Source organism: Microbacterium istanbulense (assembly GCF_037204145.1).
Classification (GTDB): domain Bacteria; phylum Actinomycetota; class Actinomycetes; order Actinomycetales; family Microbacteriaceae; genus Microbacterium; species Microbacterium istanbulense.
In genome coordinates, this window is sequence record NZ_JBBDGN010000009.1 from 85,482 (window position 1) to 101,312 (window position 15,831).

The 15,831-nt window shown below is 69.6% G+C and carries 17 protein-coding genes; 10 read left to right on the plus strand and 7 right to left on the minus strand.

The window, feature by feature from the left end; translation table 11 throughout:
- Window positions 1–14: 14 nt before the first annotated feature.
- From WDU93_RS10570 to WDU93_RS10590, 5 genes are read left to right on the plus strand one after another with little or no spacing between them, the layout of a single operon-like run.
- A complete protein-coding gene (locus WDU93_RS10570) occupies window positions 15–1,562 on the plus strand; it encodes a hydantoinase/oxoprolinase family protein (RefSeq protein ID WP_337320382.1) in 1,548 nt (515 codons plus the stop codon).
- Window position 1,563: 1 nt separating this feature from the next.
- Window positions 1,564–2,658, plus strand: a complete 1,095-nt coding sequence (locus WDU93_RS10575) for a DUF917 domain-containing protein (RefSeq protein WP_337320384.1) — start codon at window positions 1,564–1,566, stop codon at window positions 2,656–2,658.
- Window positions 2,655–3,755, plus strand: a complete 1,101-nt coding sequence (locus tag WDU93_RS10580; protein WP_337320386.1) for a DUF917 domain-containing protein — start codon at window positions 2,655–2,657, stop codon at window positions 3,753–3,755. The genes WDU93_RS10575 and WDU93_RS10580 overlap by 4 nt, the downstream gene beginning before the upstream one ends.
- A gap of 25 nt (window positions 3,756–3,780) precedes the next feature.
- A complete protein-coding gene (locus WDU93_RS10585; RefSeq protein ID WP_337320388.1) occupies window positions 3,781–4,830 on the plus strand; it encodes an S-methyl thiohydantoin desulfurase domain-containing protein in 1,050 nt (349 codons plus the stop codon).
- Window positions 4,827–6,344, plus strand: a complete 1,518-nt coding sequence (locus tag WDU93_RS10590) for a PucR family transcriptional regulator (RefSeq protein ID WP_337320390.1) — start codon at window positions 4,827–4,829, stop codon at window positions 6,342–6,344. The genes WDU93_RS10585 and WDU93_RS10590 overlap by 4 nt, the downstream gene beginning before the upstream one ends.
- 282 nt (window positions 6,345–6,626) lie before the next feature.
- Here WDU93_RS10590 and WDU93_RS10595 read toward each other — a convergent pair whose 3' ends face one another.
- The 4 genes from WDU93_RS10595 to WDU93_RS10610 form a co-directional block, all read right to left on the minus strand.
- On the minus strand, window positions 6,627–7,037 hold the full coding sequence (locus tag WDU93_RS10595) for a VOC family protein (RefSeq protein ID WP_337320391.1): 411 nt from the start codon (window positions 7,035–7,037) through the stop codon (window positions 6,627–6,629).
- A gap of 93 nt (window positions 7,038–7,130) precedes the next feature.
- Window positions 7,131–7,931 (minus strand): alpha/beta fold hydrolase, encoded by an 801-nt coding sequence (locus tag WDU93_RS10600; RefSeq protein WP_337320393.1) that lies wholly within the window; start codon window positions 7,929–7,931, stop codon window positions 7,131–7,133.
- Window positions 7,928–8,338, minus strand: a complete 411-nt coding sequence (locus WDU93_RS10605) for a VOC family protein (RefSeq protein ID WP_337320395.1) — start codon at window positions 8,336–8,338, stop codon at window positions 7,928–7,930. The genes WDU93_RS10600 and WDU93_RS10605 overlap by 4 nt, the downstream gene beginning before the upstream one ends.
- 72 nt (window positions 8,339–8,410) lie before the next feature.
- The gene (locus WDU93_RS10610) at window positions 8,411–9,178 is read right to left on the minus strand and encodes a siderophore-interacting protein (protein ID WP_337320397.1); all 768 of its coding nucleotides are present in this window, start codon (window positions 9,176–9,178) and stop codon (window positions 8,411–8,413) included.
- 102 nt (window positions 9,179–9,280) lie between these two features.
- On the opposite strand from WDU93_RS10610, the gene WDU93_RS10615 reads away from it, so the two are divergent.
- The 4 genes from WDU93_RS10615 to WDU93_RS10630 all read left to right on the plus strand — a co-directional run bounded on the left by WDU93_RS10615 (window position 9,281) and on the right by WDU93_RS10630 (window position 13,111).
- Window positions 9,281–10,273: a siderophore ABC transporter substrate-binding protein gene (locus WDU93_RS10615; protein ID WP_337320399.1), complete on the plus strand. Its 993-nt coding sequence runs from the start codon at window positions 9,281–9,283 to the stop codon at window positions 10,271–10,273.
- Window positions 10,274–10,336: 63 nt separating this feature from the next.
- Window positions 10,337–11,326, plus strand: coding sequence for an ABC transporter permease (locus WDU93_RS10620; RefSeq protein WP_337320462.1), 990 nt, complete (start codon window positions 10,337–10,339; stop codon window positions 11,324–11,326).
- Between the two features lie 16 nt (window positions 11,327–11,342).
- Complete coding sequence (locus WDU93_RS10625; RefSeq protein ID WP_337320465.1) at window positions 11,343–12,359, plus strand: iron chelate uptake ABC transporter family permease subunit; 1,017 nt, start codon at window positions 11,343–11,345, stop codon at window positions 12,357–12,359.
- On the plus strand, window positions 12,356–13,111 hold the full coding sequence (locus tag WDU93_RS10630) for an iron ABC transporter ATP-binding protein (protein ID WP_337320401.1): 756 nt from the start codon (window positions 12,356–12,358) through the stop codon (window positions 13,109–13,111). The genes WDU93_RS10625 and WDU93_RS10630 overlap by 4 nt, the downstream gene beginning before the upstream one ends.
- A gap of 22 nt (window positions 13,112–13,133) precedes the next feature.
- On the opposite strand, the gene WDU93_RS10635 is transcribed toward WDU93_RS10630, so the two are convergent.
- From WDU93_RS10635 to WDU93_RS10645, 3 genes are all read right to left on the minus strand, one after another.
- Window positions 13,134–13,352 (minus strand): hypothetical protein, encoded by a 219-nt coding sequence (locus WDU93_RS10635; protein WP_337320403.1) that lies wholly within the window; start codon window positions 13,350–13,352, stop codon window positions 13,134–13,136.
- A 17-nt stretch (window positions 13,353–13,369) separates the two neighbouring features.
- Entirely contained in the window at window positions 13,370–14,314 is a 945-nt protein-coding gene (locus WDU93_RS10640; RefSeq protein ID WP_337320405.1) for a DNA-3-methyladenine glycosylase family protein, read from the minus strand.
- 168 nt (window positions 14,315–14,482) lie between these two features.
- Window positions 14,483–15,184 (minus strand): winged helix-turn-helix domain-containing protein, encoded by a 702-nt coding sequence (locus WDU93_RS10645; RefSeq protein ID WP_337320406.1) that lies wholly within the window; start codon window positions 15,182–15,184, stop codon window positions 14,483–14,485.
- A gap of 335 nt (window positions 15,185–15,519) precedes the next feature.
- Here WDU93_RS10645 and WDU93_RS10650 point away from each other — a divergent pair, with 335 nt between their 5' ends.
- The gene (locus WDU93_RS10650; protein WP_337320408.1) at window positions 15,520–15,828 is read left to right on the plus strand and encodes a GNAT family N-acetyltransferase; all 309 of its coding nucleotides are present in this window, start codon (window positions 15,520–15,522) and stop codon (window positions 15,826–15,828) included.
- Window positions 15,829–15,831 lie beyond the last annotated feature (3 nt).

A 15,831-nucleotide genomic window follows, 5' to 3' on the forward strand; every position in this document is an offset into this window, starting at 1 on the left:
CAGGAACGAGAACCATGCACATCGGAATCGATGTCGGCGGAACCAACACCGACGCCGTCCTCATGGACGGCACCCGCACCCTCGCCGGGGTCAAGCACTCCACCACCCCCGACGTCACGGACGGCATCGTCCAGGCCATCGAGGACCTCCGGGCGCGGCATCCGTTCGAGGGGTCGGAGATCGACGCCGTGATGATCGGCACGACCCACTTCATCAACGCGCTCGTGCAGGCCAACCGCCTCGCTCCGACCGCCGCGCTGCGCCTCGGGCTGCCCGCCACCCGCGCTCTGCCGCCGCTGATCGACTGGCCCGAGGTGCTCGTCGAGGCGACGAAGGCGCGCAGCTACCTCGCGCACGGTGGCTACGAGTTCGACGGCCGTCCGATCTCGCCGATCGACCCGGACGAGCTGCGCGCCGCCGCCGAAGACATGAAGGCCAACGGCATCCGCTCGGTCGCCATCTCGTCGGTGTTCAGCCCTGTCAACCACGACCTCGAGACCCAGGCCGCCGAGATCGTCGGCGACGTGCTCGGGCCGGATGTCGCGATCTCGCTCTCGCACGAGATCGGCCGGATCGGTCTGCTGGAGCGTGAGAACGCGACGATCATCAACGCGGCGCTGCGCGAGCTCGCCTCCGAGATCGTCGACGGCCTGACCGCCGCCGTGCGTGCGCAGGGCATCGAGGCGCCGATCTTCCTCAGCCAGAACGACGGCACGCTGATGGATGACGAGTACGTGCGTCGTTACCCGGTGGCCACCTTCGCCTCGGGGCCGACGAACTCGATGCGCGGTGCGGCCGCGACCAGCGGCCTGACCGACTGCGCCGTGATCGATGTCGGCGGCACCACGGCTGACATCGGCCTGCTCATCGGCGGCTTCCCGCGCGAGACGGCGAACGAGGTCAAGGTCGCCGGCATCCGCACGAACTTCCGGATGCCCGATGTGCTCTCGCTCGGCATCGGTGGCGGCAGCATCGTCGATGAGGAGACGGCCGAGGTCGGTCCGGCATCCGTCGGGTACCGCCTCACCACCGAGGCTCTCGTCTTCGGCGGATCCACGCTCACCGCGACCGACATCGCGGTGGCCGCCGGTCGCGCCGACGTCGGTGACGCCTCGAAGGTGGCCCACCTCGACCCTGCCTTCGTCGCCCGCGTGCTCGACCGCATCGCCGAGCGCGTCTCCGAGGCCGTCGACCGCATGCGCACCTCGCCTGAGCCGATCGCCGTCGTCGCCGTCGGCGGCGGGTCGATCCTGCTCCCCGAAGAGCTGCCGCTGTTCGGCACCGTGCACCGCCCCGAGAACTATGCGGTGGCCAACGCCATCGGCGCCTCGATCGCCCAGGTCGGCGGCGAGATCGACAAGGTCTACGCGATCGCCCCCGGGCAGCGCGACGAGACGATCGCCGAGGTGCGTGCCGAGGCGGTGGACAAGGCCATCGCCGCCGGCGCGAAGCCGTCGACGGTGTCGATCATCGACTTCGACGAAGTACCGATCCCGTACCTGCCCGGCAACGCCACGCGCATCCGCGCGAAGGCCGTCGGCGACCTCGACATGGGGGCCTGAGATGAGCTGGACGATCACTGCCTCTGACATTGAGGGTCTCGCCCGCGGTGCCGCCGTGCTGGGCACCGGCGGAGGTGGCGACCCGTACATCGGATCGCTGCTCGCGCGCCAGGCACTCGGTGACGGCGAAGTCACCGTCGTCGGCCTCGACGAGGTTCCCGATGACGCGCTGGTGCTGTTCGTGGCGATGATGGGCGCGCCGACCGTGATGGTCGAGAAGCTGCCGAGCCTCGACGAGGTCATCGCGCCCGTGCACGCTCTCGGTGTGCAGCTCGGCCGCCCCGTCACGCACATCGCGTGTGCCGAGGTCGGGGGCGTGAACTCCACCATCCCTGTCGTCGCGGCGGCCGCCCTCGGTTTGCCGGTGTTGGATGCCGATGGCATGGGTCGGGCGTTCCCTGAGCTGCAGATGGTGCTGCCCACCCTCTACGGCATCACCGCATCGCCGTTCGCGTACGCCGACGAGAAGGGCAACACGGGCGTGCTGAACACGATCGACAACTCGTGGACCGAGCGCATCGCCCGGGTCGCTCTCGTCGAGATGGGCTGCTCGGTGATGATGGCCGGCTTCTCGATGTCGGGCGCTCAGGCGCGCGAGTCGCTCGTGTCGGGCTCGCTGTCGCGCTGCGTGCGCATCGGGCAGAGCATCACCGAGGCGCGCGACGCGAAGACCGACCCGGTGTCGGCTGCCGTCGAACTGCTGGGTGGTCGTGAACTGTTCGGCGGCAAGGTCGTGGATGTGCAGCGCGCCACGACGACCGGCTTCGCGCGCGGCAGTGCGCGGATCGAGGGCGACGGCGGGGCGGCGCTCACGCTGGGCTTCCAGAACGAGCACCTCGTCGCCGAGTCCGATGGCGAAGTGCTGGCCACCACGCCGGATCTGATCATGGTGCTGGATGCCGAATCCGGCGAGCCGATCACCACCGAGGCGCTGCGCTACGGGCAGCGGGTCCGCGTGATCGCGGGCCCCGCCGATGAGCGCTGGCACTCCGAGGAGGCGCTGGCCATGGTCGGCCCCGGTTACTTCGGATACGACATGCCCGCGTACCGGTACGACGGCACGGTCTCGGAGGCATCGGCGGCGGTGGCCCGGTGAGCTGGCAGCTCACCGCCGCCGACCTGCCCGATCTGGCGCGCGGCGCCACCCTGCTCGGCACCGGCGGCGGGGGCGACCCCTACATCGGCAAGATGCTGGTCGAGCGGGTGCTCGGCGATCGCGAGATCACGATCCTCGACCCCGTCGAGATCCGCGACGACCTGTTCGTCATCCCGACCGCGCAGATGGGTGCCCCCACGGTGATGGTCGAGAAGATCCCGGCCGGTACCGAGCCCTCGCTCGCCCTGCGCACCCTTGAGGAACACCTCGGGCGTTCCGCCGACGCCACGATGCCGATCGAGTGCGGGGGCATCAACTCGATGATCCCGCTCATCGTGGCCGCGGAATCCGGCCTGCCCGTGGTCGACGCCGATGGCATGGGGCGGGCATTCCCGGAGCTGTCGATGGAGACGTTCGCCGTCTACGGCGTGCACGGGTCGCCCCTGGCGCTGGCCGGTGAGCGCGGCGAGCAGGTCATCATCGACACCGGTGACGACGACCGGCAGATGGAGTGGCTCGCGCGCGGCATCACGATCCGCCTGGGTGGTGTCGGGCACATCGCCGAGTACGCCATGAGCGGTGCCGACGTGCGCCGCACCGCGGTTCCCCGCACCATCTCGATGGCGCTGGCACTCGGTCGCGCCATCCGGTTGGCTCGCGAGGAGCACCGTTCGCCGTTCACGGCCATCGCCGACACGCTCGCCACCACCCTCTACCCGCACCTGCGGGAGTTGTTCGTCGGCAAGGTCGTCGATGTGGAGCGGCGCACCACGGATGGATTCGCCAAGGGCCGGGCCACGATCGCGGGGCTCGACGGATCCGGCGCGACGCTGGAGATCGCCTTCCAGAACGAGAACCTCACCGCACACCGCGATGGCCGACTGGTGGCGATCGTGCCCGACCTCATCTGCGTCGTCGATCACGAGACCGCCGAGCCGATTACCACCGAGGGACTCCGCTACGGACAGCGGGTGCGGGTGCTGGGCATCTCCACGCCCGAGATGATGCGCACGCCTGAGGCGCTGGCGACGTTCGGTCCGGTGGCCTTCGGACTCGACGAGCAGTTCGTCCCTGTCGAGGTGCTCGCCGCGTCGTAGCCCGCCGCGTCCTAGGCTGAAGCGCATGAGACTCGAGCGCGACGACGTGACGGCGCTCGCCCGCGGATACGCGCTGCTGGGGTCGGGTGGCGGTGGATCGACCACCATGCTCGAGCTGATGCTCGCCGCCGACGACGGATGGCCGATCGAGGTGACCGCGATCGACGCGCTCCCCGACGACACCCCATGCCTGGGCGTCGCCTTCGTCGGCTCCACGATGCTGCTCGGCGAGCGGATGCCGGGGCTCGACCCGTTCGGTCCGCTGCTCGAGGCCGTCGAGCGCTGGATCGGGCATCCGGTGCCCGCCGTCTGCTCGCTCGAAGGCGGAGGCATGAACGGTCTCGTACCGCTCACCCTCGCTGGCACGCACACCATCGTGGACGCGGACTGCACCGGACGCGCCGTGCCCGGCCTCGACCAGATGTCGCTGTTCGTCGATCAGGTGCCCGATCTCGTCTTCGCGTGCGAGACCGGTGCCGGCGGCGTCGCCCTCGTGCAGGCGGCGCGCGGTATCGACGCCGAGCATGTGGTGCGCTCCGCGATCGTGCAGGCCGGGGGAGTCGGATGCGCCGTGCTCGCCGGCTTCACCGTGGGCGACCTGCGCGAGCACGCCATCGGTGGGCACCTGGCGCACGCGCTCGCCCTGGGCCGGGCGTTTCTGCGCGCCGCATCCGCACCGCTGCCGGAGCTGGCCGCCGCGCTGGACGCCGTGCTGCTCGCCGAGGGGCGGATCGCCCAGATCACCACGCACCCGGCCGATCCGCATGTGAGCACCGCGGAGATCAGCGACGTGGACGGCACGGTGCATCGCCTCGTCATGCGATCCGAGACGCTGGCGCTGCTCAGCGACGGCCGGCTCGTGGCGTCGGCCCCCACCGTGCTGGTCGTGATCGATGCGATCTCGCGCGAGGTGCTCGAGGCTGCCGACCTCGTCGCCGCGCAGAACGTCGCGGTGCTGGCCATTCCGGCGCCCGCCTGGTGGAACCGCAGCGCCGAACGGCGGGCGAGGGTGCTGCCGTCGGCCTACGGCCTGGATGGTCTGGATGTCGCGCCGAGCGAAGAGGATGCCGCGTGAGCGCCCGCCTGCCGCTGAGGGCGCTGCTCGCCGAACCCGACAACGGCGGGTTGCGGCACGTCGCGGGCCCGGCGGATGCCTCGTGGGACGAGGTCGTCATCGAATCCGACGAGGCTGATCTGGCGGCGCAGGGTGCTGACCGACTGGCGATCCTCACCGGTCCCGCTCCGCGCTCGACCTGGCAGCAAGACGCCATGCTGCGTCGTGTGCGCGACCGCGGCTACACCGGACTGGCGCTGACCGGGGCGGCTGCTCTCGACCGCGGGGCGTTCCGCCTGGCCGACCGCATCGGGTTGACCCTGCTCGACGTGCTGCGGCCCATCCAACTCTCGCGGGCGTGCTGGATGCTGATCGAGGCGCGCGACGCGCTCGCGCTGAGTCAGGTGCGCAAGGTCGCGCAGTCGTTCGAGTACACCGCCGATGATCTTCCCGACCTGCTGCGTCACATCGCCGCGAATCTGGGTTGGGGCGTGGCGCTGATCGACGCCACATCGGTGCTGCACGAGGCCGGTGGCCGGCTCAGCGCCGACTTGCGCTCGGCGATCGGGTTCGACTCGTGGATCGACCATGCCCGCGCAGGCGACGCCGCGGCGGCATCCGTGCGGGTGGACAGCCCTGGTCGCAGCGGGCTGCGGCTTGTGCTGTTCGGTGGCGGTCTCGGCGAGACGCAACTGCAGGCCCTGTCGGTCGCGGCAGAGGTGGCGATGCCGGCGGTCGCCGCGCGGATCCTCATCGACGAGGTCGCAGCCGTCAACGAGGTGACCGTCTCGTCGGCGCTGCTGCGCGACTTTCTCGATGTGCGCGGGGTGGCGGATGCCGATGTCGAGCGGCGCATGGCCGAGCGCGGCTGGCGTTCGTCGGGCCATCACGTCGGCTTCCGGATGGTCGCCCGCGGCCGGTTGGATCCCTTCTCACTGCTGCGCACGGTGAGCGCCGGACTCGGCATGGTCGGTGCCGACGCGCACGCGACGACGGCGGGCCGCGGGGTGAGCGGGTGGGTGTCGTTCGCGGTCGCCCCCTCACCCGAACAGGGCGAGCGGGTGGTCGCCGCGTTGCGCGACCTGCACACGAACGCCCTGCGCGCCTTCGCGATCGCGACCGGCGTGGGGTCCGTCCAGAGCGGTCCGGAGGGACTGGTCGCGACGCTCGACGAGGCCGGAGACGCGGCGCGCATCGCGGCCGCGCGCTCGGCCACCGGGTGGTTCGTGCGCGTGGACAGCCTGGGGCTCGAGCAGCTGCTGCTGGCCTGGACGGGCAATGACACCTTCGTGCCGGCGGCGGAGTCGCTGCTCGCCCCGCTGCAGGACGGCGGCGGCGAGCTGCTCACGACCCTGTCGGCCTACCTCGACCACGAGTCGGGCATCGCCGCGACCGCCGAAGCGCTGGGGCTTCACCGCAACACCATCGCCGTCCGCATCCGCCGCGTGCAGGAACTCCTCGGCATCGACATGACCGACCCCGAGGCGCGGCTCGCGTTGCATCTGGCCTGCCGGGCGGTGCGCCCGCGGGCGTGACATGCACCGCCCGTCGCATCCCCTCTCTTGCGTCGCCCTCCCGCTCATCACTCTTCGCCGAGACCCCGGGTACCCGTCGACACCCCGTGCTGTGGGCGCCCGGAGCACGGGGTCTCGGCGACAGCACGGGGTCTCGGCGGGCGCACCCGAAGCAGGGGTTCCCGGACCGTCCGCCGCCCCCGAACCGGTGCGGGCGCTTCCGCCGGTCACGCGGTGAGCAGAAACGCTGCGGAATCCGCGTGCGGAGAGGCGTTTCTGCTCACCGCGTGGCGGCTGAGCGCCTCACTCGCCGTTGACGTTGACCATCCAGGTGATGCCGAATCGGTCGACGAGCATGCCGAACTCGCCGCCCCACGGAGCCGGGGCCAGCGGCATGATGGCCATGCCGCCCTCGCTCAGGCCATCCCAGACCGCATGCAGGCGATCGGACTCGTTGCCGCTGAGCGACACCGAGATGCCCTGTGCCGGCTGATAGTCCATCGAGCTCGGCGTGTCTGAGGCCATCAGGGTCAGGCCGTCGTCGGTGGTGAGCTGGCCGTGCATCACCAGATCGCCCTCGCCGGGTTCGAAGCCCATGTCGGGGTACGAGCCGAACGTGTCGATCTCGAGCGAGCCACCGAGCACGCCGTGGTAGAACTCGAGCGCCTGGCGGGCGGTGTCGCGGAAGGACAGGTACGGGTTGAGGATGGGCACGGCGACTCCTTCGGGAAGTGGATGCCGCAGCATCCGCCGTGGCAGGGAAATTGTCGTCCCGTCCCGGCGCGCCGCACAAGGGCGATCGCCGTTTCAGCGCAGGTGCAGCATCCGCACGATCTCCGGCCAGGCGAGGGCGCCGAGCGCGGCGTCGGCCGTCGCGCCGCCGCCGCGCGCCATGCGGATGCCGCCGGGCATGGCCGTCTCGCCGGGCAGGAGCATCCGATGACCGGCATCCGGATGCGACACCACGGTCGTCGCTAGCTCTGCCGCCTGCCGCGCCTGCACGATCTGCTCGGCGAACGCGTCGCTCGGCCACACGCGGTCGTCGCCGCCGACGACGAGGAGCACCTCGCCGCCGATCCGCTCGACCGGGATGCGCCCGGCATCCGTCACCACCGGGTCGCGCCGCAGGCTCTGCAGGTACAGCGACCGGTACTCGGGCGGGTCGGTGGATGGCCGCCAGCTCGGCTCGAACGGCACGAACGGCAGCGGGATGCCGTCGAGAGTCCAGTGCGACGACCAGTCACCGCCTGTCTCGCCGGCCCACACGACCGAGCTCGGGGCGACCGCGATCGTCGCGTCGACCTCGGCGACGGATGCGACCGTCAGCACCGCCTCGGCGCCGAAGGAAGTGCCGAATAGGGCGACGCGGTCGCTGTCGCCGCGCAACCGGTCCATCTCTGCGAGGAACAGCTCGAGCGGCACCTCGTGCGGTGCGGGACGCTGGCCTAGCCCACCGAACCAGCGCATCGCCCGCACCCGCGCGCCGTGCGCCGCCAGCAGATCGGCGCGGCCCTGCTCGAGGCGCCCGCTCGACCCGGCCAGCAGCAGCACGGCCGTGCCCGACGGCTCCGCGGGGAGCGCGTCGTAGACGTCTGCGGGTGCCGTCACTCCGCCTCGCGCGGGGGATTGTGCACGAACTCCAGCCGGATGCCGCTGTCCTCCTCGACGAAGGCGGCGTAGTAGTTCTCGTTGAAGCGCGGATACAACTTGGGCTCGCGCACCGCCGTCCAGCCGGCATCCCTCGCGAGCGCGTACAGCCGATCGACCTCGGCTCGGGAGTCCAGCGCGAACGCGAGGTGCTGCCAACCGGCCTCGCCGTGGCGGTGCGGGATGGCATCCGCCTCGTCGCGGATCTCGAACATGATCAACTCGGTCTCGCCGTGTTTGTCCCACGAGATTCCGTGTGGCGCCTCGGCGCCGAGGGTGTAGCCGAGAGCCGTGAGCACGGGGTGGAACTGTTCCTTGCCGCGGGCGGCGTCGAGCACCGAGAGGCCGAGGTGGTCGAGGAGAGGCACGGGCTCAGTCTGACAGGCTCAGGGCCCTTCGACAGGCTCAGGGCCCTTCGACAGGCTCAGGGACCCAAAGGCTCAGTGCGGGGCGTGGTATTCCGCCTCGCCGCGCTTCCAGTAGCCCTTCACCACGGCCTTCGCGACATCCACGCCCCAGCGCTGCAGGAGCGCACGGCCCGGCTTGACGATCTGCTGCTCGGCGGCGATGAAGCAGAACGGGTCGTCGCCGACGGTATCCGCAGCATCCAACCCATCGACGAAGGCGATGAGGTGCGAAGCGGGGGCATCCGAACCCCGATGCAACCATTCGATCTCGACCGGCGCCTCGATCTCGACCCGGTCGGCTTCGGATGCCACCTCGATGACGATCCGCGCCGGAACCCCCTCGGGGATCAGCGCGGCGAACCGGCGGATCGCCGGGATCGCGGTCTCGTCCCCGACGAGCAACCATGACCCGGGCCGGCCGATGATCACCCCCGCGCCGCGCGGGCCGCCGACACCGATCGTTGAACCGAGGGGAGCGGATGCCGCCCACGGCGCGGCCACACCCTCGTCGCCGTGCACCGCGAACTCGACCTCGAGCCAGTCGCCGCCCCACGACAGCGGCGTGTACTCGCGGTTGGGGTACGAGCGCAGCTCGTCAACCGACGAGACGGGACCGTCGGGGAAGAACAGCCGCATGTGGTCGTCCGACCCAGGGGAGTCGAAACCCTCGAGCTCCGCGCCGCGCAGCCGCACCTTCACGTAGTTCGGCGCGAGCCATTCCCGGCTCTCCAACGTGACAGTGCGGAAGCGCAGGTCCAGCCCGCGGCGTTCGATCATGAATCCCGGATTCGCGTTTGCCATGAAAGTAAGGCTAACCTACATTGGAGGTCAGGTTAGGGCATCCTAACCACGCAGCGACCAGCGCTTTCGCGCATCCTTCCCTTGCAGAACAGGAGTCTCTCCATGTCCATGCCCAGAATCCTCGGCGGCACCGCGCTCGGCCTCGTCGGCATCCTCTCGCTCGCCGGTTGCAGTGGCCAGGCCGCGGCCGAACCCGAGAAGACGACGCCCGCGGCGAGCACCGTCACGGTCGAGGACAACAACGGCACGCAGGAGATCGCGACTCCGCCGGCATCCGTCGTCGCCACCGACAACCGCACCTTCCAGACCCTCAGCGACTGGGGCATCGAACTCAGCGCCGCTGCCGTCTCGCTCATGGACGAGGGCAACCCCTACACGAAGGACGACACGATCGTCGACCTCGGCACCCACAACGAGCCCGACCTCGAGGCCGTCGTCGCCGTGCAGCCGGACCTCATCATCAACGGTCAGCGCTTCGCCCAGTACCACGACGACTTCACGAGCCTCGTGCCCGACGCCACGGTGCTCGAGCTCGACCCGCGCGAGGGCGAGGCTCTCGACGCCGAGCTCATCCGTCAGACCACCGTGCTCGGTGAGATCTTCGGCAAGCAGGACGAAGCCCAGAAGCTCGTCGACGACTTCGAGGCCGCCATCGAGCGCGCCCAGAAGGCCTACGACGACGCCGAGTCGGTCATGGCCGTCACGACCTCCGGCGGCGAGATCGGCTACATCGCCCCGACCGTGGGCCGCACGCTCGGCCCGGTGTTCGACATCATCGGCCTCACCCCGGCCCTCGAGGTACCCGAGGCCACCGACGACCACCAGGGCGACGACATCTCCGTCGAGGCGATCGCCGAGTCGAACCCGGACTGGATCGTCGTGATGGACCGCGACGCGGTCTTCGCCGCCGAGACCCCCGACTACGTGCAGGCCGCCGAGGTCCTCGAGAACTCCGAGGCGCTGGCATCTGTCACCGCCGTCAAGGACGACCAGATCGTCTACATGCCCACCGACACGTACCTGAACGAGGGCATCCAGACGTACACGACCTTCTTCAACGACTTCGCCGACGCGCTCGAGGCAGCAGCGAAGTAAAAGCCGGTGGCGACGGCATCCGACCCCATCGGATGCCGTCGCCGCACGGTCCGCACCATCGCCATGACCTCCGCGCTGACCACCTCGCCGCCCCGCCGCCGCGCCGGGCGGCTCTTCGACGTCAAGCTCCTTCTCGGCATCCTCGTCGTCGCCGCCCTGCTCATCGCCTCGCTCTTCATCGGGGTGTACGACATCACCGGCGCTCCCGACGGCGCCGAGATGTTCCAGATCACCCGGGTGCCCCGCACGATCGCCCTCATGCTCGCCGGCGCCGCCATGGCCATGGCGGGCTTGGTGATGCAGCTGCTCACCCAGAACCGCTTCGTCGAACCCACCACCACCGGCACCACCGAATGGGCCGGGCTCGGCCTGCTCGCCGTGATGCTCCTCGCTCCGCAGGCGCCGATCCCCGCCCGGATGCTGGGCGCCATCATCGCCGCGTTCATCGGAACGATGATCTTCTTCCTCTTTCTGCGTCGCGTCTCGCTGCGCTCCTCGCTCATCGTGCCGATCGTGGGCATCATGCTCGGTGCCGTGGTCGGCTCGGTGTCGACGTACATCGCCCTGGCCACCGACAGCCTGCAGAGCCTGGGCATCTGGTTCGCCGGCAGCTTCACCTCGGTGCTGCGCGGCCAGTACGAGCTGCTGTGGATCGTCGCGATCGTCGGCATCCTCATCTTCATCGTCGCCGACCGCCTGACCGTCGCCGGCCTCGGTGAAGAGATCGCGACCAACGTGGGCGTGAACTACAACCGAGTGATCCTGCTCGGCACCGCGCTGATCGCAGTCGTCACGGGTGTTGTCACCGTCGTCGTCGGCAACCTGCCGTTCCTCGGACTCATCGTGCCGAACATCGTCTCGATGGTGCGCGGCGACGATCTGCGCAGCAACCTGCCCTGGGTCTGCCTGCTCGGCATCGCGATCGTCACGGTCTGCGACATCATCGGGCGCACCATCATCATGCCGTTCGAGGTGCCCGTCTCCCTCATCCTCGGCATCGTCGGCGCCGTGGTGTTCATCCTGCTCCTGCTCAGGCAGCGTCGCCGTGGCTGAGGCGGTGCAGACCCGGATGCCGGATGCCGCCGTGCGTCACGCCGGCGCGTTGCCGACCCCGCGGGCGCGTCGACGCTACGTCATCGTGATCAGCATCCTCATCGTGCTCTCTATCGTGTTCGCCTTCGGCCTGCTGGCCTGGGACAACCCGATGCCCGTCGGATCGGACGGCTTCTGGCGCATCGCCCAGCTGCGGGTCACCAATGTCACCGTGATCGCGGTGGTCGCCGTGGCGCAGGCGGTGGCGACCGTCGCGTTCCAGACCGTCACGAACAACCGCATCATCACCCCCTCGATCATGGGCTTCGAGTCGCTGTACCGCGTGGTGCAGACCGGATCGGTGTACCTGTTCGGGGTGACCGGCCTCATCGCCATCCAAGGGCTGTGGCAGTTCGGGCTGCAGATCGTCATCATGGTGGCCCTTGCCATGCTGCTGTACGGCTGGCTGCTGACCGGACGCTACGCGAACCTCCAGATCATGCTGCTGGTGGGCATCATCATCGGTGGGGGACTCGGCGCGATCGCCACGTTCATGCAGCGCCTGCTCACTCCGAGTGAGTTCGATGTACTCGCCGCGCGGTTGTTCGGCAACGTCTCCAATGCCGATGCCGGCTACCTGCCTCTCGCGATCCCGCTGTGCGCGGCCGCGGCGGCGTTGCTGTGGATGCGTTCGCGGCGGCTGAACGTCATGGCGCTCGGCGCCGACACCGCGAACTCGCTGGGCGTGAACCACCGCCGGGAACTGCTCATCACGCTGTTCCTCGTCGCCGTACTGATGGCGACCTCCACCGCGCTCGTCGGGCCGATGACGTTCCTCGGTTTCCTCGTCGCGACCCTCGCGTACCAGTTCGCCGACACGTACGACCATCGCCTCGTGTTCCCCGTCGCCGTGCTGACCGCGTTCACGATCCTCACCGGCGCGTACTTCGTGATGCGCCATATCTTCTCGGCGCAGGGCGTCGTCTCGATCCTCATCGAGTTCGTCGGCGGCGTCGTCTTTCTCATCGTCATCCTTCGAAAGGGGCGACTGTGATCACCATCTCCGGCGTACGCCGGGACTACACCGACGAGGTCGCGATCGGCCCGGTCGATCTCGTCATCCCCGAGGGCGGCATGACCGCCCTGATCGGACCGAACGGCGCGGGCAAATCCACGCTGCTGACGATGATCGGCCGGCTCATGGGGATGGATGCCGGCAGCATCGAGATCGCCGGCTACGACGTGTCGTCGACCAAATCGGCGGACCTGGCGAAGATCGTCTCGATCCTGCGACAGGAGAACCACTTCATCACCCGGCTGACCGTGCGCCAGCTGGTCGGATTCGGGCGCTTCCCGTACTCGAAGGGGCGGCTCAACCGCACCGACGAGCAGATCATCACCCGCGCGATCGAATTCCTCGACCTCACCGCCCTAGAGGGCCGTTACCTCGATGAGCTCTCCGGCGGGCAGCGCCAGCGGGCGTATGTGGCGATGGTGCTCGCGCAGGACACCGAGGTGGTGCTGCTGGATGAACCGCTGAACAACCTCGATATGAAGCACGCGGTGCAGATGATGAAGCACCTGCACCGCGCGGCCGCCGAGCTCGGGCGCACGATCGTTATCGTGCTGCATGACATCAACTTCGCCGCCCGCTACGCCGACCGCATCTGCGCGATGAAGGACGGTCAGGTGGTCGAGTTCGGTGCGCCCGCCGAGATCATGACGGATGCCGTGCTCACCCGCGTCTTCGACACCGAGGTGCAGGTGGTCGACGGGCCCTCCGGGCCGCTGGCCGTCTATTACTGAGCGTCGTGCGTGAGCGGCGCGGTCAGAGTTCGACGCCGCGGTCGGGGTCGTCGAGTCCCACATTGCCGCCCTTGCGCGACTCGACCGCGATCAACCACACCAGCGACACGATGGTCGCGAGCAGCAGACCCAGCCACACATTCTGCAGCGCCGCACCGACGATGGCGCCGACGATGTACAACCCGATCGACGAGACCAGCCAGATCAGGCGATGACGGCGGCGCTGCTGAGGGAAAGGCATGGCCCCACCCTAGGCGATCAGCGGTCGCGGTGGTCTTCGGGCGCCAAGCGCGCGCCGCGCCGTGGCTCGCGCGCACCCGACGCGAAGATGAGGCGGATGATCCGCTGCCGGTGACCGGCCCACGGGGCGAGGAGTTCCAGCATCCCGTCGTCGTCGGTGCGGCTGCCGGTGAGGGCGAAGCCGACCTCGTGCGCGAGGTGGAAGTCGCCGACGCTGACGGCATCCGGGTCGCCGAGGGCGCGAATGCGGGTCTCGGCTGAGGTCCAGAGTCCGATTCCGGGGAGGCTGGTGAGCACCCGGTCGCGGCCTGCGCCGTCGGTGCTGCGCGCGAGTGCTCGCGCGATCGAGGGCGCCCGCTCGGCGGCGCGTACGAGCGTGCGTGACTGCGGCGGCTGCACCCCGGCGCGGTGCCACGCCCAGGACGGGATGCGGTGCCACTGCGCGGCAGTCGGGGCGACGAACATCGGTCGGGGGGTCGGCCCCGGTGCCCGCTCGCCGTACCGGATGACAAGGTAGCGCCAGGCGCCGAACGCCTGCATCGCGGTGACCTTCTGCTCGAGGATCGATGACGCGAGGGCGTCGAAGACGCGGTCGGTGCGGGCGAGCCGGATGCCGGGATTGCGGCGAGCGACCTCGGCGAGCGCCGGATGCTGCGACACGTCGAATCCGCTCGCGTCGTCGTCGGCGCCGCACAGCCGGGGCACCTGGTCGGTGGCCTCGGCGGCGCCGGGCCCCCAGGCGGTGATGTGTACGCCGTCGGTAGAGGGTCGTAGGCAGAGCGTGGCGATGCCGGCATCCGTCCGCAGCGCGATCCAGATGCGGCCGGCATCGATCACCATCGTCGGATCGGTGCCGCCGCGGCGCAGTATGCCCACCGTCGCGTGCAGGTCGAGCGGATGCTGCGGGCGATACACGCTCTCGCGCGCCGGCGCACCAGGGGGTGCGGCATCCGTCAAGGTCATGCGCTCACCCTACGTGCAGGGTCTGACAGAGCTCCCCTCCTTCGCCGACACCCCGGGCTGTCGCCCACACCCCGCGCTATCGACGCCCGCAGCACGGGGTGTCGACGCGAAGACGGGGTCTCGGCGAAGCAGAGGCGAGGAGCGAGAAGGAGCGAGAAGGAGCGAGCGTCAGAAGCGGTCGGGCGAGGGGGTGCCGACGCCGTAGCGGATGACGACGTCTGCGTGCCGGTCGAAGCGGTAGCCGACGCCGCGCACGGTGCGCACGATGTCTTCGTGGCGGCCGAGCTTGGCGCGCAGACGACGCACGTGCACGTCGATCGTGCGCTCACCCGGAGCCTCGTCGTCGGATGCCTGCCACAGGGCGCCCACCAGCTCGGAGCGCTCGATCGTGCGGCCCTCGCGCAGCACGAGATACTGCAGCAGCTCGAACTCCTTGTAGGTGAAGGCGGCGGACTCGCCGTCGAGCAGCACACGCTTGCGAGAGATGTCGACGACGACGCCAGACTCCTCGTCGCTGTCGGTCTCTTCCGTAGCCGCCTTGGAGCGGGCGATCGCGCCGGGCTCCTGCAGGGCGAGGCGCACGACGTCGAGGTCGCGGCCACCGGAGCCGTGCGGGGCGAGGGCGACGGTGGCGTGGGTCTCAGCGCCGGGGGCCAGCTCGGCCAGCGTGCGACGCAGCGCGTCGACCAGCAGCGGCAGGCTCACACCGGCAGCGGCCGCCTTGATCTCGTCGAGGCCGACGTAGAGGGCGAAGCCGCGCGGCGAGCGGACGGAGGGCAGGTCGGCAGCGGTCGGGTCGGCGATGGGCCGGACCGGAACGGTGCGGGTGGCGGCGGCGACGGGACGCTCGAGGAGTGCGGAGTTCGACATGATGATGGGTCCTTGCGGGGAGGCGAGCCTGAGGCTCTGAACGCGTTGCACGAAAGACCGGGCGGAGCCGGAAAGGGGGAGCACACGGGTGCGGTGCTCAGGACACGGATGCCACAGATCGTGGAATATCCGGTCAGAGGGTTCGGTTGCGCCTTAGCAACACATTCGGCAACACATGCCAACGCGACCGGGCATCATCATCCCGGTAGTCCCGTTCGCCTCCTGGGCGGACAAGGGGCTTGCGTTGGTGGTCATGGGGGGATTATGTCCGACCGTGTCGCCCTATGTCAAAACGTGTCAGGTGCGGACGTCGTCATCTGACGTAACTTTGGAGCGTGACCACGTCGTTGAACAGCAGTGGATTCGTCATCACCGACGAGAAGGATGCCTCGCGGTACACCCTGATGAGGGACGGAAACCTTGTCAGCGCACTCGACTATCGCGATGACGGCAGCACCATCGCGATGACCCGCGCGTACACGGTGCCGACCTATCGCGGCCATGGCTATGCGGCCCAGATCGTCGAGGGTGCGGTTGCCGATCTCGCCGCACGCGGCGATCGCAAGGTGGATGCGGTGTGCTGGTACGTGGCCGACTGGTTTGACGCCCACCCCGAACACGCGCACTTGCTGCGTCGACGCTGATCA